We start from the raw sequence: 18,774 nt of genomic DNA, 5'->3' as shown, positions 1-18,774 counted from the left end.
GACACATGGGCCGACCGGACAAGAGCAAGGCGAAGAAGCGCGGTCTGCGCCGCTTCTTCTCCTGGAAGAAGCTCCTGGGCACCTTCTTCGTGTGCTGCCTGCTCGCCATGGGCGCCCTGTACGTCGTCTACCTCATGGTCCCCGTGCCCACGGCCAACGCCGAGGCGACCATGCAGAGCAACATCTACAAGTACGCCAACGGCAAGATCCTCGCCCGCACCGGCAAGATCAACCGCGAGATCGTCGGCCTGGAGAAGATCCCCGAGAAGGTCCAGAAGGCGTTCGTCGCCGCCGAGAACAAGACCTTCTACAAGGACAACGGCGTCGACATCAAGGGCACCACCCGCGCCGCCTGGTCCACCGTCACCGGCAAGGGCAAGCAGGGTGGCTCGACCATCACCCAGCAGTACGTCAAGAACTACTACCTGAGCCAGGACCAGACGGCGACCCGCAAGCTCAAGGAAATGGTCATCGCCATCAAGGTCGACCGGCAGTCGTCCAAGAGCGAGATCCTCGCCGGGTACATGAACACCAGCTACTACGGCCGCAGCGCCTACGGCATCCAGGCCGCCGCCCGCGCGTACTACGGCGTCGACGCCACCGAGCTCACCACCGCCCAGGGCGCCTACCTCGCCTCGCTGCTCCAGGCGCCCAACCAGTACGACTGGACCTCCGCGAGCCCCACCGGCCGCAAGCTCGTGGAGCAGCGCTGGAACTACGTCCTCGACAACATGGTCGGCGAGGGCTGGCTCGGCGCCTCCGAGCGGGCCGGCCTGAAGTTCCCCGTCCCGCAGAAGCCCAGGCCCGCCCCCGGCATGGAGGGCCAGACGGGATACATCGTCGAGGCCGCCAACCAGGAGCTGATGCGCCAGGGCGTCAGCGAGGAGGACATCAAGGCCGGCGGCTGGACGATCACCCTCAACATCGACGAGAAGAAGCAGAAGGACCTCGTCAAGGCGGTCGACAAGGAGCTGGAGGCCAAGCTCGACCGCAAGGGCGACAAGAAGCAGGCCACCGTCCAGGCCGGCGCCACCTCCGTAGACCCGAAGACAGGTGCGGTCGTCGCGATGTACGGCGGTGTCGGCGCCACCGAGCACTGGATGTCGAACGCGACCCGCCGCGACTACCAGCCCGCCTCCACCTTCAAGCCGATCGTCCTCGCCTCCGCCGTCGACAACCACGCGGTCACCCAGGACGGCCGTCAGGTCGAGCTGGGCACCGTCTACGACGGCACCAGCAAGCGGCCGGTCGTCGGCAGCCCCATCGCGTTCGCGCCGGAGAACGAGGACAACCGGAGCTACGGCCCCGTCACCGTGCAGAAGGCCACCAACAGCTCGATCAACTCGGTCTTCGCCCAGATGATCGTCGACGTCACCCCGGGCAAGGCCAAGAAGACCGCCCTGGACCTCGGCATGAAGGACGGCCCGGACTTCCCCGAGACCCCGGCCATCTCCCTCGGCACCATGGGCGCCTCCACCATGGACATGGCCGGCGCCTACGCCACGCTCGACAACCACGGCGTCCGCGTCACCCCGACCCTGGTCAAGGCCGCCGCGCACAAGGACCGCACGATCACCCCGCCCAAGGCGACCGGCGAGCAGGTCATCAGCCGCAAGGCCGCCGACACCGTCACCAGGGCCATGACGGGCGTCGTGCAGAGCGGATCCGGCTTCCGCGCCGCGGGCGACTACGAGGCCGCCGGCAAGACCGGCACCTCCGAGAACAACCGTTCCGCCTGGTTCGTGGGCTACACCCCCGAACTCGTCACCGCCGTCGGCCTCTTCGGCGAGGACGCCAAGGGCAACCAGGTCACCCTCACCGACACCATCAACCGGGGCCGCGCCAACGGTGGCCGGACACCCGCCGAGATCTGGGGCGCCTACACCACCAGCGCGCTGAACGGCGGCTCCGACGCCTCCTTCGACCTGGACACCGACACCTCGACCCCGATCGAGCCGGACCCGGACCCCACGGAGACCACCGAGGCGTCCGAGGAGCCCACCGAGGAGCCGACCACCGAGTCCCCGGACCCGACGCACGCGCCGACCACCCCGCCGGTCACCACCCCGCCCACGCCCACGCGGGACCCGGTCACCACCCCGCCGACGCCCACCGAAGAGCCCCCGGTGACCGACGAGCCGACCTCGTCGCCGCCGTCGATCGAACCGCCGGACGTCGGCGGCGCCGACACCGGCAGCACCACACGCCCGAGGCAGTAGCGCCGCACGGGTGGGACGACGGAAGGCCGGGCCCCTTCGGAGGGGGCCCGGCCTTCCGCGTACGGGGGCGTCGCCTCAGCCGTCGACCGCCTTGGCCACGCGGTCGCCGAGGTCCCCGTCCACGTTCCGCCAGTACTGCACCGCGCGTTCCAGGACCGGGGCGCTCACCCCGTCCTTCAGATGCCCGGCGATGTTCGACACCAGCCGGTCGCGGGCCGCGTCGTCGAGGACCTCACGGACCAGGGTGCCCGGCTGCCCCCAGTCGTCGTCCTCCGCGTGGAGCGCGTACGCCTCGCGGACCAGCTCGCCCGCCGCCGCCCAGCTCGCCGGCTCGCCGAAGCGCCCGTAGTCGGCCGCCGGACCGCCGTACGAGTTCGGCGCGTACGGCCGGGCCGCCGTCGAGGCCTCGTACCGCATCGCCCCGTCCTTCGCGTACGAGTGGACCGGCGAGCGCGGCCGGTTCGGCGGCAGCTGCGCGTAGTTCGGACCGATCCGGTACCGGTGGGTGTCCGGGTACGAGAACAGCCGGCCGAGCAGCATCTTGTCCGGCGACGGGCCGATGCCCGGCACCATGTTCGAGGGCTCGAAGGCGGCCTGCTCGATGTGGACGAAGAAGTCCTCGGGGTTCCTGTTCAGCGTCATCCGCCCGACCTCGATCAGGGGGTGGTCGCCGTGCGGCCACACCTTGGTCAGGTCGAAGGGGTTGAAGCGGTAGTCCGCCGCCGCCTCGAACGGCATGACCTGCACCTTGAGCGTCCAGGAGGGCGCGTCGCCCGACTCGATCGACTCGTGCAGGTCACGGCGGTGCACGTCGCCGTCCGACCCGGCCAGCTCGTCGGCCTCCGCCTGGGTGAGGAACTCGATGCCCTGGTCGGTCGTGAAGTGGTACTTCACCCAGAAGCGCTCACCGGCGCCGTTGATCCACATATAGGTGTGGGAGCCGTAGCCGTTCATGTGCCGGTACGTCTTCGGGACGCCCCGGTCGCCCATCAGCCAGGTCACCTGGTGCGCCGACTCCGGGGACAGCGTCCAGAAGTCCCACTGCATGTCGTGGTCGCGCAGACCCGTCACGGGATGGCGCTTCTGCGAACGGATGAAGTCCTGGAACTTGATGGTGTCCCGGACGAAGAAGACCGGGGTGTTGTTGCCGACCAGGTCGTAGTTGCCCTGGTCGGTGTAGAACTTCAGGGCGAAACCGCGGGGGTCCCGCCAGGTGTCGGGGGAGCCCTGCTCACCGGCCACCGTCGAGAAACGGGCCAGCATCTCCGTCCGCGCACCCGGCTGGAAGAGCCCCGCCCGGGTGAACTCGCTGACGTCGTTCGTGACCTCGAAGAAGCCGTACGCGCCGGAGCCCTTGGCGTGCACCACGCGCTCGGGCACCCGTTCGCGGTTGAACTGTGCCATCTTCTCGATGAGGTAGTGGTCCTGGAGCAGGATGGGGCCGTCGGGGCCGACGGTGAGCGAGTGCTCGTCGCTCTCGATCGGATTCCCGGCGTTGTTCGTCGTGTAGGTCACGAGCGTCTTCCCGTCGGTGGGGGAACAGGGTCAGGTCGCTGCGTCCACCACAGAAGTCAACTCCGCCGACGGGAGGTCGGCAACCGCTGCCTCGTACGACCGTACGAGGCAGCGGGTCGGGCACACATGCCGGATACGGCCCTCAGCTACGGTTCGTGGCCAGCTCGAACCAGACGACCTTGCCGCCCGAGAGCCGCGTCGCCCCCCACCGCCGGGCCAGCCGGTTCACCAGGAACAGGCCGCGCCCGCCCTCGTCGGTGTCCCGCGCCCGCCGCTGCCGGGGCAGCTGCGGCGAATCGTCGCCGACCTCGCAGCGCAGCACGTCCGTGCGCAGCAGCCGCAGGGTCACCGGCCGCTCCGCGTAGCGCACGGCGTTCGTCACGACCTCGCTGATCAGCAGCTCGACCGAGTCGGTCAGCTCCTCCAGGTCCCAGCGGGCGAGCGCCCGCCGGGCGAGCCGCCGGGCCCGCCCCGGAGCCGCGTCCTCCGGTTCCAGGAACCAGTACGCCACGTCGCTCGGCGCGATCCCGTCGAACCGGGCCGCGAGCAGCGCGATGTCGTCGTCCCGGTCACCCGGACCCAGCATGTCCAGGACGTCGTCGCAGAGCGCCTCCAGCGGCGGCGAGTGGTCCGGACCCGTCAGCTGCGCGGTCGCCGCCAGGCGCTCCCGCAGCTGCTCGATGCCCGTCCACACGTCCCGCAGCCGGGACTCGACCAGACCGTCCGTGTACAGCAGCAGCGTGGCACCGGCCGGGGCGTCCAGCTCGACCGCCTCGAAGTCCACCCCGCCCACGCCGATCGGCGCGCCGGGCGGCACCCGCAGCACCTCGGCACGGCCACCCAGATGGAGCAGTATCGGCGGCGGATGACCCGCGTTGGCGACGGTGATCCGGTGCGAGACCGGGTCGTACACCGCGTACATGCAGGTCGCCATCCGGTCCTGGCCGAGCCGCTGCGCCTGCTCGTCGAGATGGTGCAGCACCTCCTGCGGCGGCAGGTCGAGCCCGGCCAGGGTCTGCGCGGTGGTGCGCAGCTGGCCCATGATCGCCGCCGAGGTCATCGAGTGTCCCATGACGTCGCCGACGACCAGTGCGACCCGGCTGCCGGGCAGCGGGATCGCGTCGTACCAGTCGCCGCCGACCCGGGCCGTCTCGGCCGCCGGGAGGTAGCGCGAGGCGAGCTTGACGCCGGTCGGCTGCGGCAGCGAGTCCGGCAGCATCGTCCGCTGGAGCTCGTCCGCGATGTACGCCTCACGGCCGTAGAGCACGGCCTTGTCGATGCCGAGCGCGGTGTGCGTGGCCAGCTGCGCCGCGACCAGCAGGTCGTTCGGCTCGAAACCGGCCCGCTCGGGACGCCGCAGGAACACGGCGGCGCCGATCACCCGGCGCCGGCCGCGCAGCGGCGCGAGGACCGCCCGCAGCCCGCCGGGCAGCGGGTGCTCGGGCCCGAGCAGCTCGGTCAGCGCGGCCTTGGCCGCGGCGGAGTCGCCGAAGACCGGCCGCACCCCGCGCAGCACCTCGGCCAGCGCCCCGCCGTTCCGTACCTCGCAGAGTTCGGCCGCGGGGGTCGGATCGGGATCGGGTACGAGGACGAGTTCCTCTCCCTCCAGATCGCTTAACCGCAGCCGGTCGGTGCGGCGCAGCCGCAGCACGAACGGCGCCACCGGGCGCTCGTCGCCCACCGGCAGCGGGTCGCGGAGATAGACCAGGATCTCGTCGGAGAAGGTCGGCACGCTCGCCCGGCACAGACCGAGCACGATCTCGTCCAGGTCGATGCCGCGCGCGATGCGGCGGGTGGCCGCACCGACGAACCGCAGCCGCTCGCCCTCGCGCCGGGTGGCGCCGTCCCCGCCCCTGGGGCCGCCGGGCAGCTGCGGGGACACGGCGACGGCGACCGCGCCGTGGGGGCCACCGGGCGCACCGGGGACGGCTGGTGGCGGCGCGGCTGTGTCCGCGCCGGGGGCCGGTGGGACCGCCGGACTCGCCGCACCCGACGGACCGCCCGGCTGGGCGGGTACCTCGGAGGGCAGGCCGGCCGGCGCCTCCTGGCGGGGGCGCGCACGTTCCTGCGGCCGGGCAGCCAGGGGCTGCCGGCCTTCGTGGGAGGTGGGATGCTCCGTCACGCGTGGGATTCCGTCCGTCCGGGCCGGTGGTGCGATGCACTCGCTCTTCTCGCCGATGCCGCGCCTTCGGCAGGGATAAACCCCTTGTGTACGGCGGATGTGGAGGCTCCGCGAACCGCGGCGACGGCGGGGGGCGGCACACCCGGGCAGACGTCCGGCACTGCTCTCCCCCTCGTGGGTGACTTCTGGTCAGGTCCTGTGCTGTGCTCGGTCTTTGACGTGCTGTCGGGTCGCTCCGACGGGCCGTCCGGTCCGCCTCTGCCGTGCGGAGGACGATCCTACGTTTGCACCCCGGGGGCGCATCAAGGGTCTCACGGTGCCGTGTGCGCCGGAGTGCGGTCCCAGTCGGCCGGCAGCTCGGGGACCCGCCACCGCGGATCGGGCCGCCAGTCCTCCCAGCCCTCCCCGAACGGCGCCCCCCACGCCTGGATGCGGTCCACCGCCCGCCGCCCGGCCGTACGCACCCGCTCGGCCTGCTCCGGCCCCATCAGGCCGGACCGCTGGGCCTGCGCGAACTCGTCCTCGTCCCGCCACAGCCAGCTGCGGTCGGGGTAGACGGAGATGTCGAGGAAGTGGTCCTCGGAGTCGACGCCGCCGGCCCACCGGGCCCGCGGCTCCTCCAGGTTCACGTACCAGCTGCGGAAGCGCCAGCCGCGCTCCCAGAACAGCCACACCGACCACGGCTCGCCGGGCCGGGCGAGCTTCAGCACCCCGCTGCCGGCCCAGCGCGCGCGTTCCGTGGTGCGGGCGGCGGTGTAGCGGGTGGCGAGCGGTTCGTCGTGGACGGACGTGCCGTCGGCGAGCACCGGGCGGACGCACTCGGTGCCGGGCGCCATCCAGACCGCGAGCAGCTCCGGCGTGTCCCGCACGACCGTCACCGGCCGGCAGATGTGCACCGCTCCGGTGCCGTTGCCGCGGTAGCGCCAGAGGATGTGATCCCCAGGCGCCCAGTGCTGGGAGCCGCCCGATCCTGTCATGCGCAGATCTTAGGGGCGCGCTCCCACGACCGCTGCGGTACAGATCACGGGGGAGTCGGCTACCGGCCGGTCGCTACCGGCGGGTCACATGCGGGTGGTGGTCCGTACGTCCGTCGAACGCGGGGTCGGCCGGACGGCGTCGCGGGCGGGGTCGGTCGGCGTCGGTGGCGTCGTTGGGCGTCGAGGGGCGGGGTCCGGGTCCGGGTTCCGCGCGCCCCTCGCACGCCGTCCCCGTCACGGTCGCGTCATGCGCAGCACGTCCAGTGCCTCGTCCAGCTGCTCGACGGTCAGGTCGCCGCGCTCGACATAGCCGGAGTCGAGCACCACCTCGCGGATGGTCCGCCGCTCGGCCAGGGACCGCTTGGCGACCTTCGCGGCCTCCTCGTACCCGATGTACTTGTTCAGCGGGGTGACCACGGACGGCGAGGACTCGGCGTACTCGCGGGCCCGCTCGACGTTCGCGGTGACCCCGTCCACCGTGCGGTCGGCGAGCAGCCGGGAGGCGTTGGCGAGCAGCCGTACGGACTCCAGGAGGTTCTTCGCCATCACCGGCAGCATCACGTTGAGCTCGAAGTTCCCGGCCGCGCCCGCCACCGCCACCGCGGTGTCGTTTCCGGTCACCTGCGCGGCGACCATCAGGACCGCCTCGGGGATCACCGGGTTCACCTTGCCCGGCATGATCGAGGAGCCGGGCTGGAGGTCGGGCAGGTTGATCTCGGCGAGGCCGGTGCGGGGCCCGCTGGCCATCCAGCGCAGGTCGTTGGAGATCTTGGTGAGCGAGACCGCGATCGTACGGAGCTGCCCGGAGGTCTCCACCAGGGCGTCGCGCGCGCCCTGTGCCTCGAAGTGGTCACGGGCCTCGGTCAGCGGCAGCCCGGTCGCGCGGGCGACCTCCGCGATGACGGCCGGCGAGAAGCCCGCCGGGGTGTTGATGCCGGTGCCCACCGCCGTACCGCCGAGGGGCAGTTCGGCCAGCCGGGGGAGTGCGGAGCGCAGCCGCTCGACGCCGTACCGGACCTGTGCCGCGTAGCCGCCGAACTCCTGGCCGAGGGTGACCGGGGTGGCGTCCATGAGATGCGTGCGGCCGGACTTCACGACCGTCTCGAATTCGGCCGATTTTCGCTCCAGGGCGGCGGCCAGATGGTCGAGGGCGGGGATCAGGTCGCGGGTGACGGCGGCGGTGGCCGCGATGTGGATGGAGGAGGGGAAGACGTCGTTGGAGGACTGCGAGGCGTTGACGTGGTCGTTGGGGTGGACCTCGCGTCCCTCGGGGAGCCGCTCGGTGGCGAGGGTGGCGAGCACCTCGTTGGTGTTCATGTTGGACGAGGTGCCCGAGCCGGTCTGGAAGACGTCGACGGGGAACTGCTCGTCCCAGCGGCCCTCGGCGACCTCCTCCGCGGCCGACACGATCGCCTCCGCGCGGTCCCGCTCGATCACCCCGAGTTCGGCGTTGACCTTGGCGGCGGCGGCCTTGATACGGGCCAGGGCCTCGATGTGGGCGCGTTCGAGCCGCTGTCCGGAGACCGGGAAGTTCTCCACGGCCCGCTGGGTCTGCGCCCGCCACTTGGCGTGCGCGGGGACCCGCACCTCGCCCATGGAGTCGTGCTCGGTCCGGTAGCCGTCTGCGTCGTTCATGTTCTCCAACCTCCCGGCTGTGCCCATCGAGGGGGGTCGCCCCTCAATCCCCCAAAAAAGATGAGCACTTGTCTCGTTCGATGTATTCCCAACACGCGTACCGGCCAGTAAAAACCGTGGGTAACCCCACTTCCAGGAGGCGCAATGAGGCGCACCAGGTACAGACTCCGCTGGCCCATCGCCGTCGTCGCGGCGGCCGCCGCCGCACTCGGCACGATGACCGCCGCCGCACCCGCCGGAGCGGCCGACACCGGTACGGCGGCCGCCGTCACCTCCGTACCCCTCCCGCCCGACCTCGAGGCGATCCGCGCCGCCGAGGCCACCAAGATCTACGGGGACCCGGCGGAGCGGCCGCTCGCCCAGCGCAGGACCGGCCTGATCTCGCTCGGCGACAGCGAGATCTCCGGTGAGGGCGTCGGTACGTACGAGTCCCCCACCAACGGTCCCACCAACTGGTGCCACCGCTCGCCCGACGCGGCCATCCACCGCACCGGAATCCCCGCGGACCTCACGTTCAACGTGGCCTGCTCCGGCGCGTACACCGGCAACATCCGGATCGGCGGCTCCAAGCAGTACGCCGACGAGCTGGTCCAGAGCGACAACCTCGCGATCAAGGCGCGCAACACCCGCATCAAGATGGTCCTGCTCGTCGCCGGAGCCAACGACGACCTGCAGTTCGGCCCCGTCATGACCGACTGCGTCCAGCGCTACCTGCTGCTCCAGGGCACCTGCGAGCCCAAGTACGCCCCCGGCTGGCAGGCCCGCGTCGACGGACTCGTCCCCAAGGTCGAGCAGACCGTGCGCGACCTCAGGACCGTCATGCGCGACGCCGGCTACGCCGACGGCGACTACAAGCTCGTCGTCATGGGCTACCCCAGCCCCATCGGCCCCGACTTCAACGACAACCCGAACTTCCCCGGCAAGCTGATCTGCGGCGGACTCGGCTACGACTCCGACACCGTCTGGGGCCGCAACACCGCCGTCCCCGCCTTCGAACGCGGGATGCGCGCGGCGGCCGCCTCCACCGGAGCGGTCTTCCTCGACAACTCGCGGCTCTTCCACGGCCACGAGGTCTGCATGGAGGACACCTGGGCGCGCGGCCTGTACATCGACCTCAGCAAGCCGGGCACCCCGGACGAGAACTCGGTGCGGCAGTCCTTCCACCCCAACGCGCGCGGGCACGCCGCCTTCGCGTCCTGCCTGACCCAGATCTACAACTCCGGCGCCCGTGAGGCGAGCTGCGCCGACGTCGCCTCCTCGGGCACGCCGACCCTCTTCCCGCTCGCCTGGGACGACGTCTACCGGCCGCTGAAGAACCAGGCGACGGGCGAGTGCCTGGACGTGAACGCGGCCTCCTCGGCCAACAACACCGCCGTCCTCGGCTGGGACTGCCACGGCGGCCGCAACCAGGGCTGGTGGTACGACTCCACCCGCCGGACCGTCCACACCCAGCTGACCCAGGACCGCTGCCTGGACGTCCCCGCCTCCGGCTACGCGGCGGGCAAGGCCCTCGTCATCTGGAACTGCCACGGCGGCGCGAACCAGAAGTTCGTCCGCGACGGCGCCACGATCCGCCCCGCCGAAGCGACCGGCCTCTGCCTCGCCCAGAGCGGGACGAGGCAGCCGGTCAGACTCCAGAACTGCGACGGCTCGGCGAACCAGAAGTTCGCGTAACCGCAGCGAGCGCACCGAGCGACGCCGTGGCCCCCGCCCGAGAGGACGGGGGCCACGGCCGTGTGCGGGGAGCCCCGCCGGCGACCGCCCGCGCGCCTCAGAGCGGCTTGAGCGTCGTACGGGCCAGCGCGTACGCCGGGAGCATCGCCCGGTGCTCGTCGGTGTCGAGCCCGCCGAGGTGCACGATCACCGTGCCCTTGGGAGTGGCGACGGCGAAGGCCCGCTCCTCCTTGGACTCCTCACGCACCTTGTCGAAGACCGTGTAGAGCACCTCGGTGGCGGGCAGCGCCCCGGCCCGGGTCTCCTTGTAGACGACCTTCGAGGCGCCCGGCTCCCCCTTCACGAACCCTTCGAGGGCCGCGCGCGCGGACCCCTTCCCGGCCGTCCACACCCGCAGGTACCCGAGATGCCCGGCAGGCTTGGCGTCCACCTCGCACCGAACGGTCGCGGGCCCCTGCCGCGTGAGCGCCGCGAACTCCGGATCGTCGCCCCCTCGGACGGCCTCGGGCACCCACTTCGCCGCCGCGGAGAAGGAAACGGGCAGCACACAGGCACTCCCGGGCCCCCCGACGACGCCCCCGACCTCGGCCACGCCACCGGAGACCCCGCCGTCGGAGACCCCGCCGTCGGAGGACTCCCCGGCCGAGGACTTCCCGGCCGAGGGCTTCCCGGCCGACGGCACGCCCGCGGGCCGCTCCCCCTGCCGCACCTCGGGCAGGGGCTCGGGGCTTCCGCATGCGGTGAGGCTCCCGGCCGCGACCAGCGCGGCCAGGGCCGGGAGCACGACCCGGAGGGGGCGCGGACCTCTTGGTGTTCTCTCTGACATACGGCCATGATCCCGGAGGCGCTCGAACGGGTCGCTACCAGTCCCTCAACACGGCCACCGGATCGAGCGAGGCGGCCTTCCGGAGCGGGCGCATGGCCCCGACGAGGACGGCCGCGACGGACAGGAGGACCGTGGCCGCCGACTGCCAGAGCGGGGGCGAGACCCAGCCGCCGGGAAGGTGCTGACGGAACTCCTCGAGAGTGGAGAGGCCCAGGACGGATCCTCCGCCGATCAGCGTCCCGAGGACGGAGGCGAGGACGCCCGCGGCCAGGGCGAGCAGACCGATCTCCGTGGAGAAGGCCCGGAACACCTCACTCCGGGTCCAGCCGACGGCTCGCAGCACCCCCACTTCGCGGGTGCGGGTCCGAACGACCGCGCCGCCGATGCCCAGTCCGGCCAGTACGCCGACCGCGGTGACAAGCACCAGCAGGCCCTGGGACAGCCACTGGAACAGGCCGAGGACCCCGGGAAGCTCGGCCACCCGGTCCCGGACGCCGACAGCGAAGTAGTGTCGCTCCGTCAGCGCGGCCACGACCGGCCCGACCTGGCTCTCCGACGTCGCGACCACGGTTGCGCCGCTGTAGCCCTCACCGGCCAGGAAGCGCTCGGGAGACTCGCCGGACCTGGCTGCGGCCCAGGCCGCGACCTCACCGGGGGCGGCATGGGCCGCGCTGGGGCCGTCCCACTGCCACGCCGGATCGCTGATGCCGACGACCCGCACGCGGGCGGACACACCCGTGCCCTGTCCTTCCGCGGTGCGCCGGGTGTACTCGGCCGTGACCGTCCTGCCGAGCAGTCCGGTCAGATCCTCCCCGTCGGCCCGGGCCGGCAGGACGATCTCTCCCGGCCGTAGCGGAAACACCCGTTCGCGTACGGACGCCTGAAGCGGGGGCGAGACCGAGGGCCGGACGAGGTTCGCGTACAGCAGGACGGGGAACCCCTCGCCGCCGTCACCTGTCGTCTTCTCCACGGTGAAGGAGGCGTTCAGGGAGGGCTCGACACTCTCGACTCCGGGAAGCCCGCGGAGGGACGCGAGGGCGGCGGGGGTGAGCCGCTTGGCGGTCTCACCGCTGTCGTCGAGGTTCCGCACGTCGATCTGGCGGAGTCCGGATCCGGTCCGCAGGGTCGCGTCGGCCTGCTGTGTTCCGGCCGCGGACAGCGTTCCCGCGGCGAGTGCGACGGCCCCGCAGAGCACCAGGGTGATCAGGGAAGCGGTGAGACGACGGGCGAATCGGGCCGCGTTGACGGCTCCCAGGGTGAGACTCCTCATGCCTCGGCCACCTCCTGTGCGGTTGACATGGTGACGTGACCGGATCGCATGACGGCGACGGTGTCGGCGAACTCGGCGACCCGTCGGCTGTGCGTGACGAGCACGATGCCGCGGCCGGCGTCGGCGGCGCGCCGGACATGGCCGAGCACCTCGGTCTCGGTCTCCTCGTCGAGATTCCCCGTGGGTTCGTCGGCGAGGATCAACGCGGGGTCGTTGACCAGTGCCCTCGCGAGCGCGACCCGTTGCTGCTCCCCGGCCGACAGCTCGCCGGGCCGGTGGGTCGCGCGGTGCTGCAGACCCACGGACTCCAGGAGTTCCCCGGCCCGGAGCAGCCCCCCGCGCGGCCCGCGTGGCGAGGCCAGCGCGACGTTCTCGGCCGCCGAGAGCTGGGGCAGCAGGTTGAAGGCCTGGAAGACGATGCCGATGTGATCGCGCCGGAACACCGTGCGTTCCGTGTCGTCGAGGGTGAGCACGTCGGTGCCGTCGATGACGAGCCGGCCGGAGTCGGGGCGGAGGAGCAAGCCCGCGATGTTCATCCAGGTGGTCTTTCCGCTGCCCGAACGCCCGAGCAGAGCCACGACCTCACCCCGCTGCACACACATGTCACCGCCTTCGAGAGCGGTGACGTCCTTGGAGGACCCGGTGAAGCGCAGGGCGAGCCCGCTCGACCGAAGCAAGGGGGCGTTCATGAGCGGTCCTCGGATTCCGGGAGAGACGGCTGCTCCGCACCCGCTCCGGGCACTTCGAGCAGTTGGGAGAATCGGGCTGCCGCGAGAGTGGCCGAGATGCTGCATTCGTCACTGTCGGTCGTGTCCCGCACCATGAGCGACCCTTCGTCGCATCCGGTCCGGTCCTCGATCTTCTTCCGTAGCCGCCGGCTCGTGAGGCCGTCGGTGACCCAGCCCAGCGAGCTGGCCGCGTCTGCTGTGAGTGATGCCTCGGTGACGGTAGCGGTACTCAATTGGGCCTCGGCCTCGGCAATCAGTTTCGTCGGAGAAGGGGGCGCGTCGAGCAGCCCGAGGTGTCCCGTTCGGGAGAGGTTGAAGACGAGCAGGTTCAGCAGGTTCCGCGAGGCTCGGCCTTCTCCCGTCCACCGAGTCACGGTGAACCCCGGAACGGGCTCTTCCAGGATTTGCATCGTGTCGACGTAGTGGGAGAGCTCCTGGATGTTCTCGGCCGTCGCCACGTGGGGGAACCCGTCGCGGAGTGAGGCGCGGACGGCTCTCTCCTCCTCCTTCGAGACGTGTCCGCCCGCCAGTCGGTACGTGGTGAGCCACACTGCGCGGTCCAGGACGGCACCTCGCCGGAACTCCTGAATCCGAGGACTCTCAAGTCCGGCCCGCAGCAGGCTGTCCGCCGTGGGGAGCCCTTCGGCCAGGCGCAGGCGCTGCGCCAGGTACGACGCTCCCAGGGTGCCCAGGTGGGACTGAGCCCTGGACGCGAGTCCGTTCTTGAGGAGGTGTCGCCTCAGCTCGGCGGTCAAGGGGGCAGCGGCTTCCTGATCGGGCAGGAGATTCAGTGCCCTGGCCACCATCCACGCCAGTTGGGGGTCGGCGAGTTCGCCGTCGCGCGTTCTGAGGATGTTTTTCAATTCGGCGCGACGAGGGGAGATGTCCACGCCGGTCATGCCCGCCAGGAGTACGTAGGCGGCAGTGTCGGTCAGTTGGGCGCTGCGGCTCTCTGCTGACGCCGGCCGCTCGGGCGGAGACCAGGAGCTTGTTCTTGCTTTCGAGGACCGGGGGATCGGTGAGCCGATCAGTTCGAAGGCGCGAGCGAGATGGTATTCGACGACCATCTGCGGAGGTCGGTCCGATGGCCGGACCTTCCGCAGCCAGGATCTGATCTTCTCGGCTTCCGCTTCGGAGGCGGGAGAATCGAACTGCTTGAGGGCTTCCAGGGCGGCCACCGTCTGGCTCAGCCTCAGCGGCTCGGTGGAATCGGAATCGGGTGGGCTGTTCGGGGAAGGATCTCGGAAGTATCCCGCGTCGGTGAGGGTCGCATGCAGGCTGTCGACGTCTTCTTCCGTGTGGAGCGTCTTCCCTGTCGCCTGCTCCAGGAGGGCGAAGTAGTAGTGCCCCCACAGGGGGTCCTGGTCGAGCCATGGGAGTAACTGCTGCCGGATTTCCGAATCGGGCAGTGTCACCTCGGCCGGATATCCCAGGGTGTGCAGTGCGGACAACGCATAGGCGCTCTGGTACAGGCCGGGGCGATTGACCGCGGCGAATGAGTCGACGAACAGTCCGTTGTCGCCGCGGAACCGTTCCAGTTGCGAGGCCAGGGCTTGTTGCCGCCGACTCGACGGCCCCTCCTCCCGCTCGTCTCCTTCGAGTCCGCGGCCTCCGAAGAGGGCCCCGGCCACCAGGGTGAGTGCCGCGAGGCCGTAGAGCGCGGGCCGACTCGTCTTCTTCACAGAGATCAGCTCCCGGGCGAACTGCTGGCGAGGCGATGGCGGCCCGCCCAGCAGCCGGGCCGCCATCGTGAGGGCAGGTCAGGTGCAGGCCGAGGCCCCACCCTTCACGCCATTGCCGCGGTTGTAGAGATAGGCGTCCGAGCAGGTGGTGACGCTCGGGAACGTGCCCCCACTGACCCGGACCTGGCCGCGCAGGTCGGAGACCTTGGCGTTGGTGTTCGTCCAGTAGATGGTGCGCATCCGGTTGGTGCTGGATCCCGAGGTGTATCCGGCTCCGGCTGCGGAGACACTGATGGAGCCGCTGTTCACGGACACGGTGGCGGTGTTCTTGACCCAGGTGACCCTCTGGTTGACCTTGGCCGAGGTGGCCCAGTCACAGGCGCTGGACCAGAGGTTGCAGTTCCAGGCGTTGGCCTGGACGGTGATTCCTCCGGCCAGCGTCGTCGTCGATGTGTCGCTCACCGCGGATGTCGGTACGGACCCCGCGATCAGCAGGCCGACGGCCGCTAACCCCGTCGCCATCGCCGCGCTCTTCACACGCATGTTCTCTCCCCGATTGAAGTTTCCTCCGCGATCGGTCGCAATCGCGTTCGAATGGAAATGCGGATAGGGCAGGCCGTCGGCCGAATCGGGCGATGCTCGCCGGGCGTGATGCTACTTCGGTGATCAGATTCCCTTGGCGCGGCTGAAACGCGTGAGGGGGCGGTGGAGCCGTCACGCATTGCCCTCGGAGGGAGGGTCACGCATAATCTTCGACCCGAAAGAATGATGTTCCGGTCGGCCCTGCCGAACGGCTCGACGGTCGCACGCCCGCCATGCGCCACGGCCCGAACGGGCGGAGCCGGGGTCGGCGTCGGAGAATGTGAAGCGGGCCGAGGGGGAGATCCACCACCCGCGAGGAGGCAGGACATGTCCCGGAGCTTCAGGAGGTTCGCTGTGCTCGGTGTGTGTACGGTCGCGGCCGCCGCGTTCGGCGCCGTCGTGCCCGTCGCCGCCGACAGCGGCGACGGGTTCGAGTTCACGCTCTACGCCAAGGAGGTCCCCGCCCCGGGCGGCGACCAGAGCGGGCCGCCGTCCAAGGTCGGGGAGACCTTCACCTTCGCCGACGACCTCTACAAGACCAAGGGCGGCGAGAAGGTGGGCCGCGACGGGGTGATCTGCGCCGTGGTCCGGGTGTCCGGGACTTCGGTGGAGGCGAACTGCGTCGGCACCTTCGAGCTGGACGGCGGACCGGGCGGACAGCTGGCCGGCCAGACGCTCGCGACCTTCGACACCTCGGCGGGCGCACCGGCCGCCTTCGACGTGGCCGTCACGGGCGGCACCGGTGACTTCAAGAACGCCCGCGGCTACATCCGTTCGACCCCCGACGGGGACTACGAACGGATGGAGTTCCACATCAACGTGCGGTAGGGCCCCGGCAGGTCAGGACAGCTTGCCGCCGTAGTCCGGGAGCTTGAAGGTGCGCTCGGCGTGGCCGCCGACCAGGTCGGTGGTGTTGTTGCCGATGTTCGCGATGATCGTGTAGCCCTTGGCCTCGATCTCCGCGCGCTTCTCCGTCTTGTACGCGCTGACCTCGGAGAACAGGTCGGGGAGTGAGCGCACGTACAGCCCGTCGACCGGGTAGCCGACCTGCTTCAGGTTCCAGTCCGTCAGGGAGTGGATGATGCCGGGGCGGGCGGTGACGAAGAAGACCGCCACTCCGCGCGCGTGCGCCTCGCGCACGAGGTCGCGCACGTCCGCGATGGCCGGCGTCGGCAGCTCCCAGAAGGGGTGGAAGTCGGTCTCCAGCGAGCTGTTGTCGATGTCGAGGACGATCGCCTGCTTCTGGCGTCCGGCGTTCTCGGCGCGTGCCTCGATGTACGGGCGGGCCTCGGCGACGACGGCCGCCACGTCGCGGCGCCAGGTGCCGTAGTCGACCTCCTTGACGGCGGCGGTCGACAGGACGTGGGTGTCCGGGTCGGCGGCGAAGGCGGCGGGCGCGGGGCCGACGACGAGGAGGGCCGTCAGACCGAGTGCGGCGGTGGCGGTGGCTTTGGCGGAGGGCATGGGGGGCTCCCGAGGGTCGACCGGTGCTCAGTGGTTGACATGCTCGCGACCCATACTGGCCAGTAGGCGACGGGAGGGCTACCGGCCGGTAGCGAATTTCTGAGCGGAGATCGACGAGCGACGGACGGGAGACCCGCGGGAGACCGGCGAGAGACCCGCGAGAGACCGGCGAGAGGCCCGCGAGAGACCGGCGAGAGGCCCGCGAGAGACCGGCGAGAGGCCCGCGAGAGGCCCGCGAGAGACGGCGAAGCCCCCGTTCCCGCTGGGGAACGAGGGCTTCGCCGGAGTGTGCGGGGCCGGTCCCGCCCGATGTCAGCCGAGGCCGGGGCCGCGCACCGGGATGTGCGTGAACGTCGGCTCCGGCGCCGGGTTCTGGAAGAAGTCGTTGCCCTTGTCGTCCACGACGATGAACGCCGGGAAGTCCTCGACCTCGATCTTCCAGACCGCCTCCATACCGAGCTCCTCGTACTCGACGACCTCGACCTTCTTGATGCAGTCCTGCGCGAGCCGCGCCGCCGGGCCGCCGATCGAGCCCAGGTAGAAACCGCCGTGCGCGTCGCACGCGTCGGTGACCTGCTTGCTCCGGTTGCCCTTGGCCAGCATGACCTTCGAGCCGCCCGCCGCCTGGAACTGCTCCACGTACGAGTCCATGCGGCCCGCCGTGGTCGGGCCGAAGGAACCGGAGGCGTAACCCTCGGGGGTCTTCGCGGGGCCCGCGTAGTAGACCGGGTGGTCCTTCAGGTACTGCGGCATCTCCTCGCCCGCGTCCAGCCGCTCCTTGATCTTGGCGTGCGCGATGTCGCGCGCCACGACCAGCGGGCCGTTGAGCGAGAGGCGGGTCTTGACCGGGTACTTGGTCAGCTCGGCCAGGATGTCGTCCATCGGCTGGTTCAGGTCGATCTTCACGACGTCCGAGGCCTCGTCGAGGTGGGAGTCCTCGGTCTCCGGCAGGAAGCGCGCCGGGTCCGTCTCCAGCTGCTCCAGGAAGACGCCCTCGGCGGTGATCTTCGCGACGGCCTGGCGGTCGGCCGAGCAGGACACGGCGATGGCGACGGGCAGCGAGGCGCCGTGGCGGGGGAGGCGGACGACGCGGACGTCGTGGCAGAAGTACTTGCCGCCGAACTGCGCGCCGATGCCGATCTTCTGCGTCAGCTCGAAGACCTTCTCCTCCAGCTCCTTGTCGCGGAAGCCGTGGCCGGTCTCGGCCGAGCCCTCGGAGGGCAGCTCGTCCAGGTAGTGCGCGGAGGCGTACTTCGCGGTCTTGAGCGCGAACTCGGCGCTCGTGCCGCCGACGACGATCGCCAGGTGGTACGGCGGGCAGGCCGCCGTGCCGAGCGAACGGATCTTCTCCTCCAGGAACTTCATCATGGAGGCCTCGTTGAGGACCGCCTTGGTCTCCTGGTAGAGGAACGACTTGTTGGCGGAGCCGCCGCCCTTGGCCATGAAGAGGAACTTGTACGCGCCGCCGTCGGTCGCGTACAGCTCGATCTGCGCGGGCAGGTTCGAGCCGGTGTTCTTCTCCTCCCACATGGTGACCGGGGCCATCTGCGAGTAGCGGAGGTTCAGCTTCGTGTACGCGTCGTAGATGCCCTTGGACAGGGCCTCCTCGTCGCGGCCGGGGGTCAGCACGTTCTGGCCGCGCTTGCCCATGACGATCGCGGTGCCCGTGTCCTGGCACATCGGCAGGACGCCGGCGGCGGCGATGTTCGCGTTCTTGAGGAGGTCGAGCGCGACGAACTTGTCGTTCGACGAGGCCTCGGGGTCGTCGATGATCCGGCGCAGCTGGGCCAGGTGGGCCGGGCGCAGGAAGTGCTGGATGTCGTGGATCGCCTCGGCGGCGAGCGTACGCAGCGCCTCCGGCTCGACCTTGAGGAACGTACGGCCGTCGGCCTCGAAGGTGGAGACACCTTCGGAGGTCACCAGGCGGTAGGGCGTGGTGTCCTCTCCCAGGGGGAGCAGATCGGAGTACGCAAACTCTGGCATGGGGGCCATTCCTCACTCGGCAAGACGGCGCACCGCCTCCGTTGGCAGTGCGCCCTCCAGCGTAGAACGACGGCGGGGGGACGGTCCTGTGAGGTAA

The 18,774-nt window shown here is 70.7% G+C and carries 14 protein-coding genes; 3 read left to right on the top strand and 11 right to left on the bottom strand.

All coding sequences use genetic code 11. The annotated features are described in order from the left end of the window. Positions 1 to 5: 5 nt before the first annotated feature. A complete protein-coding gene (locus ASD33_RS00730; RefSeq protein ID WP_056551612.1) occupies positions 6 to 2,219 on the top strand; it encodes a transglycosylase domain-containing protein in 2,214 nt (737 codons plus the stop codon). A 75-nt stretch (positions 2,220 to 2,294) separates the two neighbouring features. Here the strand turns inward: ASD33_RS00730 and ASD33_RS00725 are convergent, their stop codons facing one another. The 4 genes from ASD33_RS00725 to ASD33_RS00710 form a co-directional block, all read right to left on the bottom strand. Further along, positions 2,295 to 3,734 carry a catalase gene (locus tag ASD33_RS00725; protein WP_056551611.1) on the bottom strand — a complete coding sequence of 480 codons (1,440 nt, stop codon included), beginning with the start codon at positions 3,732 to 3,734 and terminating at the stop codon, positions 2,295 to 2,297. A gap of 142 nt (positions 3,735 to 3,876) precedes the next feature. Next, positions 3,877 to 5,856: an ATP-binding SpoIIE family protein phosphatase gene (locus ASD33_RS00720; RefSeq protein WP_056551609.1), complete on the bottom strand. Its 1,980-nt coding sequence runs from the start codon at positions 5,854 to 5,856 to the stop codon at positions 3,877 to 3,879. A 311-nt stretch (positions 5,857 to 6,167) separates the two neighbouring features. Next, positions 6,168 to 6,833, bottom strand: coding sequence for a DUF402 domain-containing protein (locus ASD33_RS00715; protein WP_056551607.1), 666 nt, complete (start codon positions 6,831 to 6,833; stop codon positions 6,168 to 6,170). A gap of 234 nt (positions 6,834 to 7,067) precedes the next feature. Further along, on the bottom strand, positions 7,068 to 8,468 hold the full coding sequence (locus tag ASD33_RS00710; protein ID WP_056551606.1) for a class II fumarate hydratase: 1,401 nt from the start codon (positions 8,466 to 8,468) through the stop codon (positions 7,068 to 7,070). 144 nt (positions 8,469 to 8,612) lie between these two features. Between ASD33_RS00710 and ASD33_RS00705 the strand changes: the two genes are divergently transcribed. Next, positions 8,613 to 10,142 carry a ricin-type beta-trefoil lectin domain protein gene (locus ASD33_RS00705; protein ID WP_056551604.1) on the top strand — a complete coding sequence of 510 codons (1,530 nt, stop codon included), beginning with the start codon at positions 8,613 to 8,615 and terminating at the stop codon, positions 10,140 to 10,142. Between the two features lie 97 nt (positions 10,143 to 10,239). Here the strand turns inward: ASD33_RS00705 and ASD33_RS00700 are convergent, their stop codons facing one another. The 5 genes from ASD33_RS00700 to ASD33_RS35325 are packed head-to-tail and all read right to left on the bottom strand — an operon-like array spanning position 10,240 to position 15,191. Beyond that, complete coding sequence (locus ASD33_RS00700) at positions 10,240 to 10,968, bottom strand: lipoprotein (RefSeq protein WP_079044473.1); 729 nt, start codon at positions 10,966 to 10,968, stop codon at positions 10,240 to 10,242. Between the two features lie 34 nt (positions 10,969 to 11,002). After that, entirely contained in the window at positions 11,003 to 12,238 is a 1,236-nt protein-coding gene (locus tag ASD33_RS00695) for an ABC transporter permease (RefSeq protein ID WP_056551602.1), read from the bottom strand. Beyond that, positions 12,235 to 12,927, bottom strand: a complete 693-nt coding sequence (locus ASD33_RS00690; RefSeq protein WP_056551600.1) for an ABC transporter ATP-binding protein — start codon at positions 12,925 to 12,927, stop codon at positions 12,235 to 12,237. Before ASD33_RS00690 ends, ASD33_RS00695 begins: the two co-directional genes overlap by 4 nt. Beyond that, positions 12,924 to 14,714, bottom strand: a complete 1,791-nt coding sequence (locus ASD33_RS00685; protein ID WP_056551598.1) for a hypothetical protein — start codon at positions 14,712 to 14,714, stop codon at positions 12,924 to 12,926. Before ASD33_RS00685 ends, ASD33_RS00690 begins: the two co-directional genes overlap by 4 nt. A gap of 12 nt (positions 14,715 to 14,726) precedes the next feature. Continuing rightward, a complete protein-coding gene (locus tag ASD33_RS35325; RefSeq protein ID WP_157869974.1) occupies positions 14,727 to 15,191 on the bottom strand; it encodes a hypothetical protein in 465 nt (154 codons plus the stop codon). A gap of 393 nt (positions 15,192 to 15,584) precedes the next feature. On the opposite strand from ASD33_RS35325, the gene ASD33_RS00675 reads away from it, so the two are divergent. Continuing rightward, positions 15,585 to 16,058: a dirigent protein gene (locus tag ASD33_RS00675; protein WP_242426797.1), complete on the top strand. Its 474-nt coding sequence runs from the start codon at positions 15,585 to 15,587 to the stop codon at positions 16,056 to 16,058. A 12-nt stretch (positions 16,059 to 16,070) separates the two neighbouring features. Here the strand turns inward: ASD33_RS00675 and ASD33_RS00670 are convergent, their stop codons facing one another. After that, on the bottom strand, positions 16,071 to 16,694 hold the full coding sequence (locus ASD33_RS00670; protein ID WP_056551592.1) for an HAD family acid phosphatase: 624 nt from the start codon (positions 16,692 to 16,694) through the stop codon (positions 16,071 to 16,073). Between the two features lie 312 nt (positions 16,695 to 17,006). After that, entirely contained in the window at positions 17,007 to 18,677 is a 1,671-nt protein-coding gene (locus ASD33_RS00665; protein ID WP_079044472.1) for a fumarate hydratase, read from the bottom strand. Positions 18,678 to 18,774 lie beyond the last annotated feature (97 nt).

It is taken from the genome of Streptomyces sp. Root1304 (assembly GCF_001426405.1).
Classification (GTDB): domain Bacteria; phylum Actinomycetota; class Actinomycetes; order Streptomycetales; family Streptomycetaceae; genus Streptomyces.
Note: the sequence above shows the minus strand (reverse complement) of the source record. Positions and strands in the feature narration are given on the sequence as shown.

Bases quoted from the DNA above. Each gene is read 5' to 3' on its own strand.
- ASD33_RS00730 (WP_056551612.1), top strand. From the start codon at position 6: ATGGGCCGACCGGACAAGAGCAAGGCGAAGAAGCGCGGTCTGCGCCGC.
- ASD33_RS00715 (WP_056551607.1), bottom strand. From the start codon at position 6,833: ATGACAGGATCGGGCGGCTCCCAGCACTGGGCGCCTGGGGATCACATC.
- ASD33_RS00710 (WP_056551606.1), bottom strand. From the start codon at position 8,468: ATGAACGACGCAGACGGCTACCGGACCGAGCACGACTCCATGGGCGAG.
- ASD33_RS00705 (WP_056551604.1), top strand. From the start codon at position 8,613: ATGAGGCGCACCAGGTACAGACTCCGCTGGCCCATCGCCGTCGTCGCG.
- ASD33_RS00700 (WP_079044473.1), bottom strand. From the start codon at position 10,968: ATGTCAGAGAGAACACCAAGAGGTCCGCGCCCCCTCCGGGTCGTGCTC.
- ASD33_RS00695 (WP_056551602.1), bottom strand. From the start codon at position 12,238: ATGAGGAGTCTCACCCTGGGAGCCGTCAACGCGGCCCGATTCGCCCGT.
- ASD33_RS00690 (WP_056551600.1), bottom strand. From the start codon at position 12,927: ATGAACGCCCCCTTGCTTCGGTCGAGCGGGCTCGCCCTGCGCTTCACC.
- ASD33_RS00685 (WP_056551598.1), bottom strand. From the start codon at position 14,714: ATGGCGGCCCGGCTGCTGGGCGGGCCGCCATCGCCTCGCCAGCAGTTC.
- ASD33_RS35325 (WP_157869974.1), bottom strand. From the start codon at position 15,191: ATGCGTGTGAAGAGCGCGGCGATGGCGACGGGGTTAGCGGCCGTCGGC.
- ASD33_RS00670 (WP_056551592.1), bottom strand. From the start codon at position 16,694: ATGCCCTCCGCCAAAGCCACCGCCACCGCCGCACTCGGTCTGACGGCC.
- ASD33_RS00665 (WP_079044472.1), bottom strand. From the start codon at position 18,677: ATGCCAGAGTTTGCGTACTCCGATCTGCTCCCCCTGGGAGAGGACACC.